Origin of the sequence: Streptomyces sp. ISL-43 (assembly GCF_018614195.1) — a bacterium.
Taxonomy (GTDB): domain Bacteria; phylum Actinomycetota; class Actinomycetes; order Streptomycetales; family Streptomycetaceae; genus Streptomyces.
On the sequence record NZ_JAGGOT010000039.1, the window covers coordinates 41,710 to 60,430 of the forward strand.

An 18,721-nucleotide genomic window follows, 5' to 3' on the forward strand; every position below is an offset into this window, starting at 1 on the left:
TAGTGCGACTAATCCTAAACACGGCGGGCCCGGTACTCCGATTGGATACCCACCCCGGGTAGGGTTCCGCCCATGACGCGCCCCGCCCTGCGTACCGAGCGACGAGCAGTCCGGTGGTCCCGGCTGCTGTTGTTCGCCGCGCTGCTGCTGGGCATCGCCGCCATGCACACGCTGGGCCATCCGGATCGGTCCCATGCCATGGAAGACGCACCCGCCGGCCACTCCGTTGCCCCGGCCGCACACGGCTCGACCGAATTGCCGGACGGGTCCGCGATGTCGGGGGCATCCGCGGCGGCCGCCGCGGAGGCCCGGGACCTGACCGAAGTCGTCGCCGTGGTGGCCGCCGCCGCACCGCGCCCCCACACCGGCATGGACCCCATGTCGGTGTGCGTCGCCGTGCTCGGCGCGCTCACCCTGCTGATCCTCGGAGCCGGGCTGGCCGGCCCGCGCCGTGCCGCGCCGCTCGGGGGCGCGGCTCGTGCGCCGGGCCTGCCCGGCGGCCGGGACCCTCCACCTCCCCGCGAACTCCTCGACCTGCTGACGGTGCTGCGCGTATAGGCCGGGCTCCGTCGTCGCCCCCGCATGCCTTCGGGGCGGCGGCAGACGGTGCCCGCCCGCTCGTACACCGACACCACGAGGTGTTCCGCCATGCGCTCTTCCGCGCGTTCCCACTCGCCCTCCCTCTCGTCCTCCCTCTCGCCCTCCGCCCCTCCCTCCCTCCGGGACTCCTTGCCCTCCCGCCGCGCCGTGCTCGGCGCGGGCGCCGCACTCGCCGGCTCCGGGCTGCTCGCCGCCTGTTCGGGCGCCGGCTCCGGCATGGCCGGCATGGACCACGGCTCCGGCTCCATGGGCGGCGGCCCCTCCCCCGCCACGGTCCCCGGCGGCTACGTGGACCCGGCCGGCCCCGAAGTACGGGCCGCCGAGGCCGCCCGCAAGGCCACCGGCCCGCTCACAGAGCTCCGCCTGACGGCCACCGCCACCCCGCTCGACCTCGGCGGCGGCCGCACCGTCCGCTCCTGGGCGTACGGCGATCAGCTGCCCGGCCGGGAGGTACGCGTCACCGCGGGCGGCACCCTCGCCCTGACCCTCGCGAACAACCTCCCCGCGGCCACCTCCCTGCACTGGCACGGTCTGGCGCTGCGCAACGACATGGACGGGGTGCCGGGGCTGACCCAGCGGGACATCGCCCCGGGCGGCTCCTTCACGTACCGGTTCGCCGTCCCGCACCCGGGGACCTACTGGTTCCACCCGCACTCCGGGGTCCAGCAGGACCGCGGCCTGTACGCGCCGCTGATCGTCGAGGACCCCAAGGAGCCCCTCTCCTACGACAAGGAGTGGGTGGTGGTCCTGGACGACTGGCTCGACGGGGTGGACGGCTCCACACCGGACGCCGTCCTCGCCGAACTGCGCAAGGGCATGGCCGCGAGCCCGGGCGGCGGCGGTCACTCGGGCCACGGCTCGGCGGGCACCCCCGCCGCCCCGGCGGCCGGGGACGGTGCCGGCCCGTCCCGCGTCCTGATGGGCGGCGACAGCGAGGTCCTCGGCAAGGACGCGGGCGACGTCGCGTACCCGCACTACCTGGTCAACGGCCGTACTCCCGAGGACCCGTCGGTCTTCACCGCCCGCCCCGGCGACCGGATCCGGCTGCGGATCATCAACGCGGGCGGGGACACCGCCTTCCGGATCGCCCTCGGCGGCCACGAACTGACGGTGACCCACACCGACGGCTTCCCGGTCGAGCACGCCGAGGCGCGCTCACTGCTGCTGGGCATGGGCGAGCGGTACGACGTCCTGGTGACGGCGGGCGACGGGGTGTTCCCGCTGACCGCGCTGGCCGAGGGCAAGGGGGATTCGGCGTCGGCGCTCGCCCTGCTGCGCACCGCTCCGGGCACGGCGCCCACCGCCGCGACCCGGCCCGCCGAGCTGTCCGGGCGGCCGCTGACGGCAGACGCCCTGAAGGCGGCGGAGCCGGTGGCGCTGGCCGCGCGCGAGCCGGACCGCACGGTGAAGATCAAGCTGACCGGCGGGATGGCGAAGTACGACTGGGCCTTCGACGGCAAGCCGTACGCGCCGGACCGGCTGCACCCGGTGAAGGCGGGCGAAAGGATCCGGCTGGAGTTCAACAACTCCACAACGATGTGGCACCCGCTGCACCTGCACGGGCACACCTTCGCGGTCGGAGGACGGCCGGGCGGGGTCCGCAAGGACACGGCGGTGGTCCTCCCGAACGGGACCCTGACGGCGGACTTCGACGCCGACAACCCCGGCCTGTGGATGGTGCATTGCCACAACGTGTACCACGCGGAGGCCGGGATGATGACGGCGTTCGGCTACCAGCGCCAGGCACCGTCCGGGCAATAGCCGCCTCGTGCGGGCCCGGTGCCGTGCGGCCGTCCGCGCGGTACCGGGCCCGCGTCCTCCGGGGCCGCGCGGCCCCGGTCCGAATTGCCCGGCGGGGAGGCCGCCGGGCATGACAGGCTGGTGATCGTCACGCGCCGATTGCGACCTGAAGGACTTCCCGCCGGTATGAGCACCCCGCAGAACCCGCCCCTCACCCCGTCCGGCCCGCCGACGGAGCCCGAGGGCACCCCCATACCCGAATCGGCTTCCATACCCGCGCCCTCGCAGCCCCTGTCGCTCGAGAAGCCCGCGGCGGAGGCCGAGGTCCCGGCCGAGGTCCCCACCCAAGCCGAGGTCCCCGCGCAGGCCGAGGTCCCGGCCGAGGTCCCCACGCAGGCCGAGGTCCCCACCCAAGCCGAGGTCCCGGCCGAGGTCCCCGCGCAGGCCGAGGTCCCGGCCGAGGTCCCCGCGCAGGCGCAGCCTTCGACGCCGCCCGCCGCCCCGGCCCCCGGCACCTTCGCCCCGGTCCACCCCGCGCCGGCCGCCGCCGCTCCGCCGGCGCCCGCGTACGGAGCCCCGTACGGCCACGGCGGCCCCAACCCGGGCAATCCCTGGGGTACGCCCGTCGGTGGTTTCCAGGCCCCGCACCCGGCCGGCTTCCCGCCGCCCCCGTCCGCGAGCAACGGCATGGCGGTCGCCGCGCTGCTCCTCGGCCTGTTCGGCATCCTCGTCGGCCTCATCCCCTTCTTCTTCTGGGCCGGCGCCCTCCTCGCCCTGACCGGCCTCGGCCTCGGCATCGCGGCCGTCGTCCGCTCCCGCAACGGCGCCCCGCGCGGAACGATGGCCGCCTTCGGCACCGCCCTGAGCCTCCTCGGCCTCGGCGCCTCGGTCGGCGGCTGGTTCATCACCGAAGCCGTCACCGACAAGATCGACAAGATCGTCGCCGAGGACCGCCGCTACGGGGACTACGAGGACGACCTGGTCCGCCCCAGCGTCCCGCCGCTCCCGACGCCGAAGGCCTCGCCGTCCCCGTCCCAGGTGCCCGGCCTGACCAGCGCGCTGCCGTTCGGTGAGACGTTCAAGTACCCGAGCGGCGTCGAGGTGAAGGTGTCGGTGCCGAAGAAGTACGTCACCGACAGCGAGTACATCAAGGTGGGCAACGCGGTCGAGCTGACGCTCACCATCACCAACAACTCGACCGAGACCCTCAACGTCATCTACTCGGTGCCCAACGTCCGTGACGAGCAGGGCCTGGCCGGCAAGATCGTCTTCGACGGGGAGATGCCCAAGATGGTCAAGGGCGACATCCTGCCGGGTGCCACGGCGACCGGGGTCATCGCCTACGAGGTCCCCAAGGGCACCGCGAACCTCAGCGCCGACATCACCCCCGGCGGCCGGCTGCCCTCGGTGAAGTACAGCGGTCCGATCGGCTGAATCGCGGGCTCCCAGGACATCGCGTCAGAAAGACGATTACACTGGGCCCGTGCCTCAACTTCGCCTCGCTCTGAATCAGATCGACTCGCACGTCGGCAACATCGCCGCGAACGCCGACTCGGTCGTCCACTGGACCCGGCACTCCGCCGAACAGGGCGCCCACCTGGTGGCGTTCCCGGAGATGGTGCTGACCGGGTACCCCGTCGAGGACCTCGCCCTGCGCGGCTCCTTCGTCGATGCCTCCCGTATGGCGCTGCGCGAGCTCGCGGAGCGGCTGGCGGCCGAGGGCCTCGGCGACCTGCCGGTCGTCGTCGGCTACCTCGACCGTACGGAGAAGGCCGCGCCCCGGCTCGGCCGCCCGGCGGGGTCCCCGGAGAACGCCGCCGCCGTGCTGCACGGCGGGAAGGTCGTCCTGCGCTTCGCCAAGCACCACCTCCCCAACTACGGCGTCTTCGACGAGTTCCGGTACTTCGTGCCGGGCGACACCCAGCCCGTCATCCGGGTACGGGGCGTGGACGTGGCCCTGGCCATCTGCGAGGACCTCTGGCAGGAGGGCGGCCGCGTCCCCGCCACCCGCTCCGCCGGGGCCGGGCTGCTGATCTCGATCAACGCGTCCCCGTACGAGCGCAACAAGGACGACCTGCGCCTCGAACTGGTCCGCAAGCGCGCCCAGGAGGCCGGCTGCACCCTCGCCTACCTGGCGATGATCGGCGGCCAGGACGAGCTGGTCTTCGACGGCGACTCGATCGTGGTCGACGCCGGCGGCGAGGTCATCGCGCGTGCCCCGCAGTTCTCCGAGGGCTGCGTACTGGTCGACCTCGACCTGCCGGCCGCCTCGGCCACGCCCGTCGAGGGCGTCGTCGACGACGGCCTGCGCATCGACCGGGTGGTCCTCTCCGAGGAGCCGGTCGAGCCGTACGAGGCGGTCGTGACCGGCGGCTACGCGGAGCGCCTGGAGGACGACGAGGAGATCTACGACGCGCTGGTCGTGGGTCTGCGCGCGTACGTCAGGAAGAACGGCTTCCGCTCGGTCCTGATCGGGCTCTCCGGCGGCATCGACTCCGCGCTCGTCGCCGCCATCGCCTGCGACGCGATCGGCGCGCAGAACGTGTACGGCATCTCGATGCCGTCCAAGTACTCCTCGGACCACTCCAAGGGCGACGCGGCCGACCTGGCCGACCGGACCGGCCTGAACTTCCGGACCGTGCCGATCGAGCCGATGTTCGACGCGTACATGGGCTCGCTGGGCCTGACCGGGCTCGCCGAGGAGAACCTCCAGTCCCGGCTGCGCGGCACCATGCTGATGGCGGTCTCCAACCAGGAGGGCCACATCGTGCTGGCCCCGGGCAACAAGTCGGAGCTGGCCGTCGGCTACTCGACCCTGTACGGGGACTCGGTGGGCGCGTACGGCCCGATCAAGGACGTCTACAAGACGGACATCTTCCGGCTCGCCGAATACCGCAACCGCGCGGCGGCCGAGCGCGGCGAGACCCCGCCCATCCCGGAGAACTCCATCGTCAAGCCGCCGAGCGCCGAACTGCGCCCGGGACAGGTGGACACGGACTCGCTGCCGGACTACCCCGTGCTGGACGGGCTCCTGGAGCTGTACGTGGACCGCGACCAGGGCCTGGAGTCGATCGTCGCGGCAGGCTACGACCGCGAGCTCGTCGCGAAGACCCTGCGGATGGTGGACACGGCGGAGTACAAGCGCCGGCAGTACCCGCCGGGCACGAAGATCTCCGCGAAGGGCTTCGGCAAGGACCGCCGGCTGCCCATCACGAACGGCTGGCGCGAGCACGCGTAGCAGTTCGGCCCCGCCGTACACATGCCGGNNCCGGCATGTGTACGGCGGGGCGGGCGGGGCGGGTCCTACTTGACCGTGACCCGGGCCGCGATGGGCAGGTGGTCGCTGCCCGTGCGGGGCAGGGTCCAGGAGGCCACGGGGGTGACGCCGCGGACCAGGATCTGGTCGATGCGGGCCATGGGGAACTGCGCGGGCCAGCTGAAGCCGAAGCCGTCGCCGGACGCGCCCTGGGTGGAGCGCAGCTGCGAGGTGACCTCGGACAGGGCCCGGTCGTTGACGGTGCCGTTGAGGTCTCCGAGGAGGACGACCTTGCCCAGCGGTTCGGCGGCGAGCGCGGCGCCGAGGGCGTCGGCGCTGTTGTCGCGCTGGTTGGCGGTGAAGCCGGCGTTGAGTTTGACGCGGACCGAGGGCAGGTGGGCGACGAAGGCGGCGACGTCGCCGTGGGGGGTCTTGACGGTGGCGCGCATGGCCCGGGTCCAGCCCATCTTGATGTCGACGGGCGCGCTGGAGATGAGCGGGTACTTGCTCCAGACGCCGACGGTCCCTTCGACCGAGTGGTACTTGTACGTACCCGCGAGGGCCTTCTCGTAGACGGGGACGGCGCTGCCCTTGAGCTCGGTCAGGGCCAGGACGTCGGCTCCGGACTTGGCCACGGACGCGGCGGTGCCGGTCGGGTCGGTGTTGTCGGCGTCGACGTTGTGGGTGGCGACGGTGAGGTTGCCGCCGGCGTGGGACTTGTCGGTGACCAGGCCGCCGAAGAGGTTCACCCAGACCGCGGCGGTCAGCAGTATCGCGATCAACGCGGTCGCGGACTTGCGGAAGACCGCGGCGGCGAACAGGACCGGGACGGCCAGGCCCAGCCAGGGCAGGAAGGTCTCGGTGAGGCTGCCGAGGTTGCCGATGTCGTTGGGCAGGGAGGCGTGGAAGATCATGACGAGCGAGATCAGCGCCGCGAGCGCGGCGAGCACGACCCCGCGGCGCCAGATGCCGCGGTCGCCCCTCAGATCGGCCAGTCGGCGCCGGAGACCGGATCGGGAGGGCTCGGGCTCCGAGCCGCCGTTCCCCGTCTCCGTCATGTACGCCTGTGCCATGCCACTGCCCTCGCTGCCGTGCTCGCGCTCCGTCCCCGCCTCTTGACCCTAGGCGATATGCGGAGCGTTCCGTGCCGATTGTGTCGGCCGTACGTCCGGGAGGACGAACGGCCGAGCGGTCGTAGTTCCGCTTGTCACGAAACGCGCACATTGGGCCGGACGGGGGCGTGCTGGGCCGGGAGTGTGATGAACGGCGGGACGAACGGTCCTCGTGCCACTTCCCGCCCGGGCCGGACGAGTGCCACCATGGTGGTGAGTCCGGGGACGCTGTAAGGGTGCCTCGAGATGAACACCAAGGAGCAGTTGCAATGACGCATGCCGTTTCGCCTGCCCGCGAAGCCTCCCAGACGCTGTACGGAGGCACGGGCACCCGGCGCATCACCGTCCGCGACCTCACCCTCGCCAAGGAACGCGGCGAGAAGTGGCCCATGCTCACCGCCTACGACGCGATGACCGCGTCCGTCTTCGACGAGGCCGGCATCCCGGTCATGCTCGTCGGCGACTCGATGGGCAACTGTCACCTCGGCTACGAGACCACCGTCCCGGTGACGATGGAGGAGATGACCCTGCTGTCGGCGGCCGTCGTACGGGGCACCAGCCGGGCCCTGATCATCGGCGACCTGCCCTTCGGCTCGTACCAGGAAGGCGCCGTGCAGGCGCTGCGCAGTGCGACCCGGCTCGTCAAGGAGGCCGGGGTCGGCGCGGTGAAGCTGGAGGGCGGCGAGCGCTCGCTGGCACAGACCGAGCTGATCGTGCAGTCCGGCATCCCGGTCATGTCCCACCTGGGTCTGACCCCGCAGTCCGTGAACGCCATGGGCTACCGGGTGCAGGGGCGCGGCGACGAGGCCGCGCACCAGCTGCTGCGCGACGCGAAGGCGGCGCAGGACGCGGGTGCCTTCGCGGTGGTGCTGGAGCTGGTCCCGGCCGAGCTGGCCGCCGAGGTCACCCGGTCCCTGCACATTCCGACGGTCGGCATCGGCGCGGGCGCGGAGTGCGACGCGCAGGTGCTGGTGTGGACGGACATGATGGGGCTGACGAGCGGGAAGCTGCCGCGCTTCGTCAAGCAGTACGCGGACATGCGCCGGACGATGGGCGACGCGGCGAAGGCCTTCGCCGAGGACGTGGTCGGCGGAACGTTCCCGCAGGCCGAGCACTCGTTCCACTAGCCGAACCGCCCGCCGACGGCCCGCCGATACGACCGTCGGCGGGCCGTCGGTTCGCTGTCGGTCGGATGTCGGTGCTTTGTCAGTGGCGGATGGTCCCATGAGGGCATGACGCGAAACGACGACAATCCGCCGAACGGCTCGCACGCCGTGACGGTGCGGGGGCTGGTCAAGCACTACGGCGAGACCAAGGCCCTCGACGGTGTGGACCTCGATGTCCGCGAGGGCACCGTCCTCGGGGTCCTCGGCCCCAACGGCGCCGGCAAGACCACCCTGGTGCGCTGCCTGTCCACCCTGGAGATCCCGGACTCCGGCACCGCCACCGTCGCCGGGTACGACGTGGTCCGCCAGCCCCGGCAGCTGCGCCGCACCATAGGCCTGACCGGCCAGTACGCCTCGGTCGACGAGAAGCTCTCCGGCTGGGAGAACCTCTACATGATCGGCCGCCTGCTGGACCTGTCCCGCAAGGACGCCCGGACCCGCGCCGACGAGCTGCTGGAGCGGTTCTCCCTCACGGAGGCCGCGAAGAAGGCCGCGATGCACTACTCCGGCGGCATGCGCCGCCGGCTCGACCTGGCCGCCTCCATGATCGGCCGCCCGGCCGTCCTCTACTTGGACGAGCCGACGACCGGCCTGGACCCCCGTACCCGCAACGAGGTGTGGGACGAGGTGCAGCGGATGGTCGCCGAGGGCGCCACCGTCCTGCTCACCACCCAGTACATGGAAGAGGCCGAGCAGCTCGCCAGCGAGCTGACGATCATCGACCGCGGCAAGGTCATCGCCACGGGCAAGGTCGACGACCTGAAGGCCCGGGTCGGCGGCCGCACGCTGAAGATCCGTCCCGCCTCCTCCTCCGACCTGCCGGGCATGGCCCGCTCGATCGCGGAGGCCGGGCTGGACGGGGTGGCCGGCTCGCAGGCCGTCCCGGACGAGGGCGTGCTGCTGGTCCCGATCCTGAGCGACGAGCAGCTGACCGCCGTGGTCGGCCTGCTGGCCGCCCGCGGGTACCCGATCGCCGACCTCGGCACCTACCTGCCCAGCCTCGACGAGGTGTTCCTGTCCATCACCGGCCAGAAGCCCTCCGCGCCCGAGGACTCGATCCCCACCGAGCAGACCGAGGAGGTCGCGGCATGAGCACCGTAACCACGACGAAGCCCCACGCCCCCGCGACCGCCCCACGGGGCTCTTCCCAGGGCCCGGTCGGCGAGGGCCGGATCGGCCTGCGGGCCAATCTGCGGCACATCGGCGCCCTGGTGCGCCGCAACGTCCTGCAGATCAAGCAGGACCCCGAGTCGATGTTCGACGTCCTGTTCATGCCGATCATCTTCACGCTGCTGTTCGTGTTCGTCTTCGGCGGCGCGATCTCCGGCAAGGGCAACCAGGCGGACTACGTCAACTACGTGGTGCCCGGCCTGATGGCCATGATGGGCATGAACATCGCCATGGCGGTGGGCACCGGCGTCAACGACGACTTCAAGAAGGGCGTGATGGACCGCTTCCGGTCCATGCCGATCGCCCGGTCGTCCGTGCTCCTCGCGAAGATCGTGGTCGAGATCGGCCGCATGATGGTCGCGATCGGGATCCTGCTGACCGTGGGCTTCATCCTCGGCCTGTCGATCAAGACCTCGGTGCTGGACCTGTTCCTCGCCATCGGCCTGTCGGCGATCTTCGGCGCCTCGCTGATGTGGATCTTCATCCTGCTCGGTCTGACCATGAAGACCGCGCAGGCCGTCCAGGGCATGGCGATGCTCGTCCTGATGCCGCTGCAGTTCGGCAGCTCGATCTTCGCCCCGCCGTCCACGATGCCGGGCTGGCTCCAGAGCTTCACCGACTACAACCCGCTGTCCAACCTCGCCGACGCGGCCCGCGGACTGATCAACGGCGGTCCGGTCGCCCACTCCGTGTGGATGACCCTCGGCTGGTCGGTGGCGATCACGGCGATCACGATGCCGCTCGCCATCCGCAAGTTCCGCCAGAAGACCTGATCCGGGCGGTCCGTTCGGATCGCGTCCCGGACGGGCCGTGAATCAGTGGGACCGGATCAGACGAGGGCGGTGGCCTCCTCCAGGGTGAGGCCGCCGCCTTCGGCGTACGCCGCCTCGCAGGCGCTGTCGCCGAGCGCGGCCCGGGCCAGGCTCTCGGCCCGCTCCAGGTCCGCGCGCTCGGTGCTGATCGGGAAGTGGGCGGGAGGCAGCTGGGCGCGATAGGCGCCGATCAGCCGCGCGGCGTCGTACTCCCGCCGCGGGCCGCCGAGTTCGACGTGGGCGACGGCCGCGGTCAGCAGGTACACGGCCGGGAGCTGCGGGGCGATCATCAGGGCGAGCGGGTCCCGGACGCTCTCCATGGCCTGGCGGACCAGGGCGAGGGCGTCCTCGTACTTGCCCTCCTGGTTGTCGAGCCAGGCCATCGTGCCGAGCAGGAACCCGTCGAAGATGGCGTAGGCGCCGAGCGCGAACTCGTCGCGCAGCGACTGGAGTTCGGCCCTGGCCTCGGGGATGCGGCCGGTGCGGCCGTAGATGCCCGCGAGGAACATCCGGGCGGCGGGCATCGCCTCGTTGCCGAACTGCCGGATGCCGGGGATCAGGCCGGTGAGGATCTCCTCCGCCTGCTCGATGTCCCCGTCCTCGGTGAGCGTCCCGGCCATCCGCACCTGCAACACCGTGACCTGGGCCTTGGCGTCGAGCCGCCGCGCGTGTTCGATGGCGGCGCGGAAGTCCTGGGCGGCCAGGGCGTATTCGCCGCGCTTCTCCAGGGACTCGGCGCGGGCGGACAGCGCTTCGGCGCAGCCCCAGTCGTCGCCGAGCGAGCGGAAGACGGCGAGGCTCTCCTCGGCGTCGCGCGAGGCGTCTCCGGCCCAGTCGGCGCGGTTGGCCAGGATGTTGGCGCGCAGCTGGAGGGCGGAGGCGAGCTCCCAGCGGTAGCCGAGCGTCCGGGCTGTCTCGACGGTCTCCTCGACGACGCGCTGGAGCAGTGCGGGATCACCCGCGATCATGACGGCGTAGATCCACAGGACGCCGGGGGCCCGGCAGGTCTGCGGCAGCCCCGGGCGGTACACGGCGACCATGGAGTCGACCTTGGCGCGGACCTCGGGGCTGGACCAGTTCTCGCTGGTCTGGTCGCTGGAGGCCAGGCACATCATCTGGACGCCGCGCCAGGCCTCGGTGAGCAGCTCGCCCCCGTACGGCGGGGGCGTGTCGACGACCCGCTCGTAGACGGGCGGCGCGGGGACGAGGGGCGGGGCGAAGGGGTCGGGGCCCAGGGCCGCGACGGCTCCGGACCAGTGGCGGAACTCGGTGCGCAGGTCGTGCATCTGCCAGTACCAGCACAGGGAGTGGACGAGGCAGAGCACCTCGCCTACGTCCTGGGCGGCGATGGAGCGGCGCAGGGCCGTACGGAGGTTCTCGTACTCGGTGCCGATCCGGTCGGCGGCCGCGCGCTGGCCGTGGCCCCGGAGCTGCGGCTCGATGGTGCGGACGAGTTCCCGGTAGTGGGTGAGGTGGCGGCGCTCGGTGGCGGCGCGGTCCCCGCCGGCCCGCGTGAGGCGCTCGGCGGCGTACTCGGCGACGGTCTCCAGGAGCCGGTAGCGCATGCCGTTGCCGTCCGCGCCGGGGGCGGCGACGACGAGGGACTTGTCGACGAGGGAGCCGAGGAGGTCGGCGACGTCCGCGCGGTCGGCGGCGTCCTCGCCGTCCGCGCAGACGGCCTCGGCGGCGTCGAGGTCGCAGCCGCCGGCGAAGACGGACAGGCGGCGCAGGACGGCCCGTTCGGGCTCGTCGAGGAGGTCCCAGGACCAGTCGACGACCGCGCGCAGGGTCTGCTGGCGGGGCAGGACGGTACGGCTCCCGCTGGTCAGCAGCCGGAAGCGGTCGTCGAGGCGGTCGGCGATCTGGCGCGGGGTCAGCAGTCGCAGCCGGGCGGCGGCCAGCTCGATCGCGAGCGGCATCCCGTCCAGACGCCGGCAGATCTCGGCTGCGGCCGCCGGGTCGTCGTCGACGGTGAACCCGGCCCGGGCGGCGGAGCCGCGATCGCCGAGCAGGCGCAGCGCGACGGGATCGGGCAGCGGCTCCACCGGGCGCAGCGTCTCGCCGGGCACACCGAGGGGCTCCCGGCTGGTGGCCAGGATCCGCACGCCGGGACAGTGCGTGAGGAGGCGGTCGGCGAGATCGGCGGCGGCCCCGACGACGTGCTCGCAGTTGTCGAGGATCAGCAGCAGGCGGCGCCGGGCGCAGTGCTCCGCGAGCCGGTCGAGGGCGCTGTCGCCGCCCCGGTCGGTGAGCACCCGCATCTCCTCGGCGGAGGCGCCGCGCAGCTTGGTCTCACGGGCACCGAGCGCGGCGAGGGCCGCCTCGGCGACGTCCTCGGGGTCGTCCACGGGGGCCAGCTCGACGAGCCACACCCCGTCGGGCCAGCCGTCCCCGGCATGCGCCTCGGCGGCCTCCTGCGACAGCCGCGTCTTGCCGGCGCCGCCGGGCCCGAGCAGGGTGACGAGCCGCGCCCGCGCGAGATCGTCCCCGATGACGCGGATGTCGTCCTCCCGCCCGACGAAGGTCGTCAGCCGTGCCCGCAGATTCCCCTGCCCCGCCGGTACGGGCCCTGCCGCGGCCGCGGCATCGGCGGGCCGGCCGTCGTCGTCGGGGCGGGCATCGGCGGCGGGGCGGGCATCGGCGGCGTCCGGGCGGGCGGTCGGGGCGGGCGGGGACGGGTTCCGCGTGACGGGGGCAGCCCCGGATGACGGGGGCCGCGAGACGGGGTCGGCCGGGGTCAGGAGCGCCGCGTGGAGGGCACGGAGGGTGGGGCCCGGGCTGGTGCCCAGGCGGTCGGCCAGGTCGCGGCGGACCTCGTCGTAGGCGGCCAGCGCCTGCGCCGGGCGGCCCGCGTCGCGCAGGGCGCGGATCCGCAGGGCCTGCAGCGGCTCGTCCAGCGGCAGCCCGGCGCACAGCGCGGACAGCTCCGGCAGGACCCGCTCCGCCTCGCCCAGCGCCAGCGCCGCCTCCAGGCGGCCCCGGCGCGCGTCCATCCGTAGCGCCTCCCAGCGGGCGGCCTGCGGCTCCGCGCCGGGCAGGGAGCTCAGCGGCTCGCCGCGCCACAGGGCGAGGGCCTCGTCGTACAGGTCGGCCGCCCCGGCCGGGGCGGCCGTCGCCGCCGCCCGCGTGAGCCGCTCGAAGCGGTACAGGTCGATGTCGTCGCGGGCGGCGGCGAGCACGTAGCCGCCCTCCCCCGACCCCACCGCCTCGTGCCCCAGCGCCCGCCGCAGCCGTCCCACCAGCGCCTGGAGCGCCGCCGGGGCGTCGGCCGGCGGGTCCCCGTCCCAGACTTCCGCGATGAGCGAGGCCGCCGGCACCGCCCGCCCGGGCCGCAGCGCGAGCGCGGTCAGGAGCGCGCGCAGGCGCGGACCGCCGACGGGGACGGTGCTCCCGTCGTCGCGTATGGCCTGGGTGGTGCCGAGAATCGCGTAGCGCACCGGTCCATTGTCCCCGGCCCCGGCCCCGCTCCGGCCCGTGCCCCGGGATAGGTTCACCGTATGGGTCACCAGGGCAACCGAAGCCACCACCGCGGCGAGCGGCAGATCAGTCCCGTCTTCATAGGCATCTTCGCCGTCATGGCGGTGACGGGGTGGGCCGTGTGGACGGGGTACTCGACCAGCACCGGGCTGGCCGTCTTCCTCTTCGTCACGGCGGCGTGGATCGTCTCCCTCTGCCTGCACGAGTACGCGCACGCCCGCACAGCCCTGCACAGCGGCGACCTCAGCGTCGGCGCCAAGGGCTACCTGACGCTCAATCCCATGGCGTATAGCCACGCAGTGCTGAGTTTCGTCCTTCCTGTGCTCTTCATCATCATCGGGGGCATCGGTCTGCCGGGCGGTGCGGTGTACATCGAGCGCGGCCGGATCCAAGGGCGCTGGAAGCACAGCCTCATCTCGGCGGCGGGCCCACTCACCAATGTGGCGTTCGCCGTTGTGTGCACGGCGCCGTTCTGGCTGCACGCCCTGGAGGGAGTCCCGGGCCCGTTCCGCCTCGCGCTCGCGTTCCTGGCACTGCTCCAGGTCACGGCGGCGATCCTGAACTTCCTGCCGGTGCCGGGGCTGGACGGCTACGGGGTGATCGAGCCCTGGCTGTCGTACGGCATCCGCCGGCAGGTGGAGCCGCTAGCACCGTTCGGCCTGATCGCCGTGTTCGCGCTGCTGTGGATCCCCGAAGTGAACCGGTTCTTCTTCGACGCGGTCTACGGCCTGCTGGACTCCGTCGGCGTGACCGATCTGGAGGCCCACTGCGGCCGCGAGCTGTACACCTTCTGGCGCGACGAGGGCGGCTTCTTCTGCGCGACCCCGCTGGGCTGAGCAGGCACCAGTGCAGGTCAGACAGGGTTACGTGGCTGAACTCTAAGCCCGCTCAAGTACACGCACGCGCTGCTCAGCATCGTGCTGCCCGTGCTCTTCGTGATCATGGGCGGCGTGGGCCTCCCCGGCGGCGCGGTGTACATCGAGCGCGACCGGATCGAGGGCCGCTGGCGGCACAGCCTGATCTCGGCGGCCGGCCCGCTGACGAACGTCGCCTTCGCGGTCGTCTGCACGGCCCCGTTCTGGCTGGACGCCCTGGACGGGGTCCCGCCGGCGTTCCGCTTCGCGCTCGCCTTCCTCGCCCTGCTCCAGATCTCGGCGGCGATCTTGAACTTCCTGCCGGTCCCGGGCCTCGACGGCTACGGCGTCATCGAGCCCTGGCTCTCCCACCGGGCCGCGAGGTGGCGCCGCTGGCGCCGTTCGGCCTGCTGGCCGTCTTCGCGCTGCTGTGGATCCCGGAGATCAACGCGTACTTCTTCGAGGTGGTGGACGGCCTGCTGTCCACCCTCGGGGTGAGCGATCTGGAAACCTACTGCGGCCGCGACCTCTACCGCTTCTGGCAGGACACCAGCGGCTTCTGCACGACCCCGACCGGGAATTGAGCCCGTCCGGCCCGCCTGTCCCGCCTAGCCCGCGTCGCGCGCCTTCTCGGCCTTCGCCTTGCGCACGTAGAACCAGGCCATGTTCGACGTGATGCCGGCCATCAGCACCCACACGATCCCGAGCAGGCTGCCCTCCACGAAGGCGACGACGGCCGCGGCAGCGGCGAGGACGCAGAGGACGATGGCGAACACGGCAAGGCGGGGCATGTCTGGAGCTCCTCGAAGACACTGAAGCGGTTCAAGCCCTCCCAGTGTCCCCCATGCCCACCCCACCCCACTCCGGCCCGGCCGTTTTCCGGCTTCTCATGATCTTTCGGCTGAGCGGGGCCGCCCGACCGCCCTCGGAGGGGGCGGCCGGGCGGGGTGGGGGTCAGACGTCCGTTACGCGCAGGCCCGCGTGGGCCTTGTAACAGCGGTTGGTGGAGATGAGGTTGGCCACCAGGGATTCGACCTGGTGGGCGTTGCGCAGGCGGCCGGCGAAGACTCCGCGCATGCCCGGGATGCGGGCGGCCAGGGCCTGGACGATGTCCGTGTCCGCGCGGGCTTCGCCCAGGACCATCACGTCGGTGTCGATCTCGTCGATCGACGCGTCCTGGAGCAGGACCGCCGAGAGGTGGTGGAAGGCGGCCGTGACGCGGGAGTCCGGGAGGAGGGCGGCGGCCTGCTGGGCCGCGCTGCCCTCTTCGACCTGGAGCGCGTAGGCGCCCTGCTTGTCGAAGCCGAGCGGGTTGACGCAGTCCACCACGAGCTTGCCCGCGAGGTCCTCGCGCAGCGATTCCAGGGTCTTGGCGTGGCCCTCCCACGGCACCGCGATGATGACGATGTCGCTGCGGCGCGCGCATTCGGCGTTGTCCGCGCCCTCCACGCCGAGGCCCAGTTCGTCGGCCGCGGTCTGCGCGCGGTCGGCGGCGCGGGAGCCGATGATCACCTTCTGGCCGGCCCGGGCGAGCCGGTAGGCGAGGCCCCGGCCCTGGTCGCCGGTGCCGCCGAGGACGCCCACGACGAGGCCGGAGACGTCGGGGAGGTCCCACGGGTCCTTGGCGGGAGCCTTCGCGGGGGGCTGCTGCGTGCTGTCTGTGGAGGTCATGGGGGCGAGGGTAACGCCGGGACCGGCAGAGTCGAATGGGCGGTGGGGGTGAGATGGGCCGGAGAGGAGTGGGGATGGGGGGAACGGCTCCCGTATGTCCCTTCCATGCGGCAGGATGCCGGTATGGACGCCGTGAGAGTCGCGCTGCTGCGCGAGGTACTCGCCGGTACGGAGTGGCCCGGTGCCGCGCGCAGGTTCGCCGGGGCGCTGCGGCGCTCCGTAGTGCCGGCCGGCGGGAACCTGCTGCTGGTCGGGACCGAGGGGTACGAGCCCTGGCACCTGGCCGCCCACCTGGTCGACGAGGCCGCCTGGTCGGGGCTGCCGGAGCTGGCGCCCACGCTCGTACGCCACCGCGTGCTGCCGGGCGACGCCCCGCACCTCTCGGTCGGCCTGAGCCGGCTGGGGGCGGCCCGGCGCGGTCACACGCTGCTGGTGGTGGCTCCGGAGCAGCCCGGCGAGGGGCTGCTGGAGCGCGTCCACGACGCCCGGCGCGCGGGGGCGACCGTACTGTCCCTGGACGGCGGGGATCCGGACCTGGGGGCGCTCGCGCACGACGTGCTGTCCGTGCCGGACGGCGCCGCCGAGCTGGACCTGGACACGGTGCAGCACCTGGTCAGCGCGGCGGCCGGGGAGAACGGCTTGCCGGTGCAGCGCGGACGCAAGCGCTTCCGGGACCGGCTGGCGCGGCTGGCCGACCAGCTGACCGCGCCGCCGCCCAGCCGCTGGTAGACCCGGGGCACCCCCGAAGGGGCGTGCCCGGGAGGGGCCGCCGGGCCGGGAAGGGGCGCGGGGCCGGGAAGGGGCGTGGGCCGGGGAGGGCCGCCGGGCCGCGGGGAGGGCCTGCGGGCTAGGGAGTGGCTTCGCCTTCCTCTTCCTCGCGGGTCTTGTCGTTCCACTTCGGGTCGTTCTGCCATTCGAGGTTGCGCTCCTGCGCCGTCTCCATGGCGTGGTTCGCCTCTTCCGGCGTCCCGTAAGGGCCGAAGCGGTCCTTCGCCGGGCACTCGGGGCCTTCCTCGACCTTCTTGTGGACCAGGCAGTAGTACCACTCGCCCGGTTTGCCCACCTGGCGCTTCTTGAACAGGGCCATCGTCAGGCTCCTCTCTCTGTCGCCATGCTGCCCCATACCCGGTCGATACACTCGCTCGTATGTCTGGCCAGTCGCTGCTCGTACCAGGCGAGCTCACTCCCGTCCGTTCCGTTCCCGGAAACATCCGCCGGCCCGAGTACGTGGGCAAGCCCGCGCCCACTCCGTACACCGGACCGGAGGTGCAGACGGCCGAGACGATCGAGGCCATGCGCATCGCCGGCCGGATCGCCGCCCAGGCGATGGAAGAGGCCGCCAAGCTCATCAAGCCGGGGGTGACCACCGACGAGCTGGACCGGGTCGCCCACGAATACATGTGCGATCACGGCGCCTACCCGTCCACGCTGGGCTACCGCGGCTTCCCGAAGTCCCTGTGCTCCTCGCTCAACGAGGTCATCTGCCACGGGATCCCCGATTCGACCGTCCTGCGGGACGGCGACATCGTGAATCTCGACGTGACCGCGTTCATCGGCGGGGTGCACGGGGACAACAACGCCACGTACCTGTGCGGCGACGTGGACGAGGAGTCGCGGCTGCTCGTCGAGCGCACCCGCGAGGCCCTGAACCGGGCCATCAAGGCCGTCAGGCCGGGCCGCCAGATCAACATCATCGGGCGGGTCATCGAGTCGTACGCGAAGCGCTTCGGCTACGGCGTGGTCCGTGACTTCACCGGGCACGGCATCAACTCGTCCTTCCACTCCGGCCTGATCGTCCCGCACTACGACAGCCCGCACGCCACCACCGTCATCGAGCCCGGGATGACCTTCACCATCGAGCCGATGCTGACCCTGGGCACCCACGAGTACGACATGTGGGAGGACGGCTGGACGGTCGTCACCAAGGACCGCAAGCGCACCGCGCAGTTCGAGCACACACTGGTGGTCACGGACACCGGGGTGGAGATCCTGACGCTGCCGTGACCCCGAAGAGCACTTTCAGATTTTACCGACAAGGCGTCGGGAACACATTGACTTAGGTAAGCCTAAGTAGGAGGATCGGGTGTGGCGGCACGGCCGCCACTCCTGCTTGCCCCTTCCTTCCGATTCCTCGGAGGTCCGCCTTGGACGCCTTCTCCACCGTCATCCGTGTCGCCTCGCACGAGCAGCACACCGAGGCAGAGACCTCGACCTTCATGAGCGACCTGCTCGGCGGCCGGCTCGGAGTGGACGCGTACACGCGCTACACCGAGCAGCTGTGGTTCGTGTACCGGGCTCTGGAGGACGCGGCCGAGGCCCTCAAGGACGACGCGGTGGCCGGGCCGTTCATCCAGCCCGAGCTGATGCGCGTGGCCGAGATCGAGCGCGACCTCGCCCACCTGCGGGGTCCCGACTGGCGCGAGACCCTGGTCGCGCTGCCGGCCACCGAGGCCTACGCGGCCCGCGTGGCCGAGTGCGCCGGCTCCTGGCCCGGCGGGTACGTCGCCCACCACTACACCCGCTACCTGGGCGACCTCTCCGGCGGCCAGATCATCCGTGACAAGGCGGAGCGGACCTGGGGCTTCGAGCGCAAGGGCGACGGCGTCCGCTTCTACGTCTTCACGGACATCTCCAACCCGGCCGCCTTCAAGCGGACCTACCGCGAACTGCTGGACACGATCGCGGCGGACGACCTGGAGAAGCAGCGCATCATCGACGAGTGCAAGCGCGCCTTCGACTTCAACGGGGCGGTGTTCCGGGAGCTGGGCGAGCAGTTCCCCCTCAGCGCGTAGCGCCTGCGGCGAGCTGAACGGAGGAAGGGGGTGGGCCCTTACGGGCCCACCCCCTTCCGTGTCCCCGGGCC

Annotated in this window: 16 protein-coding genes and 1 pseudogene; 12 read left to right on the top strand and 5 right to left on the bottom strand. The window is 72.3% G+C overall.

Features of this window, described 5'->3' with window-relative positions:
* Positions 1 to 72 precede the first annotated feature (72 nt).
* The 4 genes from J7F03_RS22955 (at position 73) to J7F03_RS22970 (ending at position 5,578) form a co-directional block, all read left to right on the top strand.
* Positions 73 to 558, top strand: coding sequence for a hypothetical protein (locus J7F03_RS22955; protein WP_214952351.1), 486 nt, complete (start codon positions 73 to 75; stop codon positions 556 to 558).
* A 90-nt stretch (positions 559 to 648) separates the two neighbouring features.
* Positions 649 to 2,361, top strand: a complete 1,713-nt coding sequence (locus tag J7F03_RS22960; protein ID WP_214952353.1) for a multicopper oxidase family protein — start codon at positions 649 to 651, stop codon at positions 2,359 to 2,361.
* A gap of 165 nt (positions 2,362 to 2,526) precedes the next feature.
* A complete protein-coding gene (locus J7F03_RS22965; protein ID WP_214952355.1) occupies positions 2,527 to 3,774 on the top strand; it encodes a DUF4352 domain-containing protein in 1,248 nt (415 codons plus the stop codon).
* Between the two features lie 49 nt (positions 3,775 to 3,823).
* Complete coding sequence (locus J7F03_RS22970) at positions 3,824 to 5,578, top strand: NAD+ synthase (protein WP_214952357.1); 1,755 nt, start codon at positions 3,824 to 3,826, stop codon at positions 5,576 to 5,578.
* Positions 5,579 to 5,643: 65 nt separating this feature from the next.
* Here the strand turns inward: J7F03_RS22970 and J7F03_RS22975 are convergent, their stop codons facing one another.
* Entirely contained in the window at positions 5,644 to 6,669 is a 1,026-nt protein-coding gene (locus tag J7F03_RS22975; protein ID WP_214952359.1) for an endonuclease/exonuclease/phosphatase family protein, read from the bottom strand.
* 308 nt (positions 6,670 to 6,977) lie between these two features.
* Here J7F03_RS22975 and panB point away from each other — a divergent pair, with 308 nt between their 5' ends.
* The 3 genes from panB (at position 6,978) to J7F03_RS22990 (ending at position 9,817) form a co-directional block, all read left to right on the top strand.
* Positions 6,978 to 7,835, top strand: a complete 858-nt coding sequence (gene panB / locus J7F03_RS22980) for a 3-methyl-2-oxobutanoate hydroxymethyltransferase (protein WP_214952361.1) — start codon at positions 6,978 to 6,980, stop codon at positions 7,833 to 7,835.
* A gap of 105 nt (positions 7,836 to 7,940) precedes the next feature.
* Complete coding sequence (locus J7F03_RS22985; RefSeq protein ID WP_214952362.1) at positions 7,941 to 8,966, top strand: ATP-binding cassette domain-containing protein; 1,026 nt, start codon at positions 7,941 to 7,943, stop codon at positions 8,964 to 8,966.
* Positions 8,963 to 9,817, top strand: a complete 855-nt coding sequence (locus tag J7F03_RS22990; protein WP_214952364.1) for an ABC transporter permease — start codon at positions 8,963 to 8,965, stop codon at positions 9,815 to 9,817. Before J7F03_RS22985 ends, J7F03_RS22990 begins: the two co-directional genes overlap by 4 nt.
* Before the next feature lie 56 nt (positions 9,818 to 9,873).
* Here the strand turns inward: J7F03_RS22990 and J7F03_RS22995 are convergent, their stop codons facing one another.
* Positions 9,874 to 13,293, bottom strand: coding sequence for a BTAD domain-containing putative transcriptional regulator (locus J7F03_RS22995; RefSeq protein ID WP_214952366.1), 3,420 nt, complete (start codon positions 13,291 to 13,293; stop codon positions 9,874 to 9,876).
* A 60-nt stretch (positions 13,294 to 13,353) separates the two neighbouring features.
* On the opposite strand from J7F03_RS22995, the gene J7F03_RS23000 reads away from it, so the two are divergent.
* Positions 13,354 to 14,169 (top strand): site-2 protease family protein, encoded by an 816-nt coding sequence (locus tag J7F03_RS23000; protein ID WP_214952368.1) that lies wholly within the window; start codon positions 13,354 to 13,356, stop codon positions 14,167 to 14,169.
* A 39-nt stretch (positions 14,170 to 14,208) separates the two neighbouring features.
* Positions 14,209 to 14,771: pseudogene (locus J7F03_RS23005) on the top strand (site-2 protease family protein); the annotation flags it as partial.
* A gap of 24 nt (positions 14,772 to 14,795) precedes the next feature.
* Here the strand turns inward: J7F03_RS23005 and J7F03_RS23010 are convergent.
* Together J7F03_RS23010 and npdG are read right to left on the bottom strand one after the other, a co-directional pair.
* The gene (locus J7F03_RS23010) at positions 14,796 to 14,978 is read right to left on the bottom strand and encodes a hypothetical protein (protein ID WP_214952370.1); all 183 of its coding nucleotides are present in this window, start codon (positions 14,976 to 14,978) and stop codon (positions 14,796 to 14,798) included.
* Between the two features lie 163 nt (positions 14,979 to 15,141).
* A complete protein-coding gene (npdG, locus tag J7F03_RS23015; protein WP_214952372.1) occupies positions 15,142 to 15,858 on the bottom strand; it encodes an NADPH-dependent F420 reductase in 717 nt (238 codons plus the stop codon).
* Between the two features lie 123 nt (positions 15,859 to 15,981).
* Between npdG and J7F03_RS23020 the strand changes: the two genes are divergently transcribed.
* Positions 15,982 to 16,587, top strand: coding sequence for a hypothetical protein (locus J7F03_RS23020; protein ID WP_214952374.1), 606 nt, complete (start codon positions 15,982 to 15,984; stop codon positions 16,585 to 16,587).
* Between the two features lie 118 nt (positions 16,588 to 16,705).
* Here J7F03_RS23020 and J7F03_RS23025 read toward each other — a convergent pair whose 3' ends face one another.
* Positions 16,706 to 16,945, bottom strand: a complete 240-nt coding sequence (locus J7F03_RS23025) for a hypothetical protein (RefSeq protein ID WP_214952376.1) — start codon at positions 16,943 to 16,945, stop codon at positions 16,706 to 16,708.
* Between the two features lie 59 nt (positions 16,946 to 17,004).
* Between J7F03_RS23025 and map the strand changes: the two genes are divergently transcribed.
* Entirely contained in the window at positions 17,005 to 17,862 is an 858-nt protein-coding gene (gene map / locus J7F03_RS23030) for a type I methionyl aminopeptidase (RefSeq protein ID WP_214952378.1), read from the top strand.
* Positions 17,863 to 18,002: 140 nt separating this feature from the next.
* Positions 18,003 to 18,650, top strand: a complete 648-nt coding sequence (locus tag J7F03_RS23035; RefSeq protein ID WP_214952380.1) for a heme oxygenase (biliverdin-producing) — start codon at positions 18,003 to 18,005, stop codon at positions 18,648 to 18,650.
* The last annotated feature ends 71 nt before the right edge of the window (positions 18,651 to 18,721 follow it).

Excerpts from the sequence above, each read along its gene's own strand:
- J7F03_RS22955 (WP_214952351.1), top strand. The coding sequence starts at position 73 with ATGACGCGCCCCGCCCTGCGTACCGAGCGACGAGCAGTCCGGTGGTCC.
- J7F03_RS22960 (WP_214952353.1), top strand. The coding sequence starts at position 649 with ATGCGCTCTTCCGCGCGTTCCCACTCGCCCTCCCTCTCGTCCTCCCTC.
- J7F03_RS22965 (WP_214952355.1), top strand. The coding sequence starts at position 2,527 with ATGAGCACCCCGCAGAACCCGCCCCTCACCCCGTCCGGCCCGCCGACG.
- J7F03_RS22975 (WP_214952359.1), bottom strand. The coding sequence starts at position 6,669 with ATGGCACAGGCGTACATGACGGAGACGGGGAACGGCGGCTCGGAGCCC.
- panB (WP_214952361.1), top strand. The coding sequence starts at position 6,978 with ATGACGCATGCCGTTTCGCCTGCCCGCGAAGCCTCCCAGACGCTGTAC.
- J7F03_RS22985 (WP_214952362.1), top strand. The coding sequence starts at position 7,941 with ATGACGCGAAACGACGACAATCCGCCGAACGGCTCGCACGCCGTGACG.
- J7F03_RS22990 (WP_214952364.1), top strand. The coding sequence starts at position 8,963 with ATGAGCACCGTAACCACGACGAAGCCCCACGCCCCCGCGACCGCCCCA.
- J7F03_RS23000 (WP_214952368.1), top strand. The coding sequence starts at position 13,354 with ATGGGTCACCAGGGCAACCGAAGCCACCACCGCGGCGAGCGGCAGATC.
- J7F03_RS23010 (WP_214952370.1), bottom strand. The coding sequence starts at position 14,978 with ATGCCCCGCCTTGCCGTGTTCGCCATCGTCCTCTGCGTCCTCGCCGCT.
- npdG (WP_214952372.1), bottom strand. The coding sequence starts at position 15,858 with ATGACCTCCACAGACAGCACGCAGCAGCCCCCCGCGAAGGCTCCCGCC.
- J7F03_RS23020 (WP_214952374.1), top strand. The coding sequence starts at position 15,982 with ATGGACGCCGTGAGAGTCGCGCTGCTGCGCGAGGTACTCGCCGGTACG.
- J7F03_RS23025 (WP_214952376.1), bottom strand. The coding sequence starts at position 16,945 with ATGGCCCTGTTCAAGAAGCGCCAGGTGGGCAAACCGGGCGAGTGGTAC.
- map (WP_214952378.1), top strand. The coding sequence starts at position 17,005 with ATGTCTGGCCAGTCGCTGCTCGTACCAGGCGAGCTCACTCCCGTCCGT.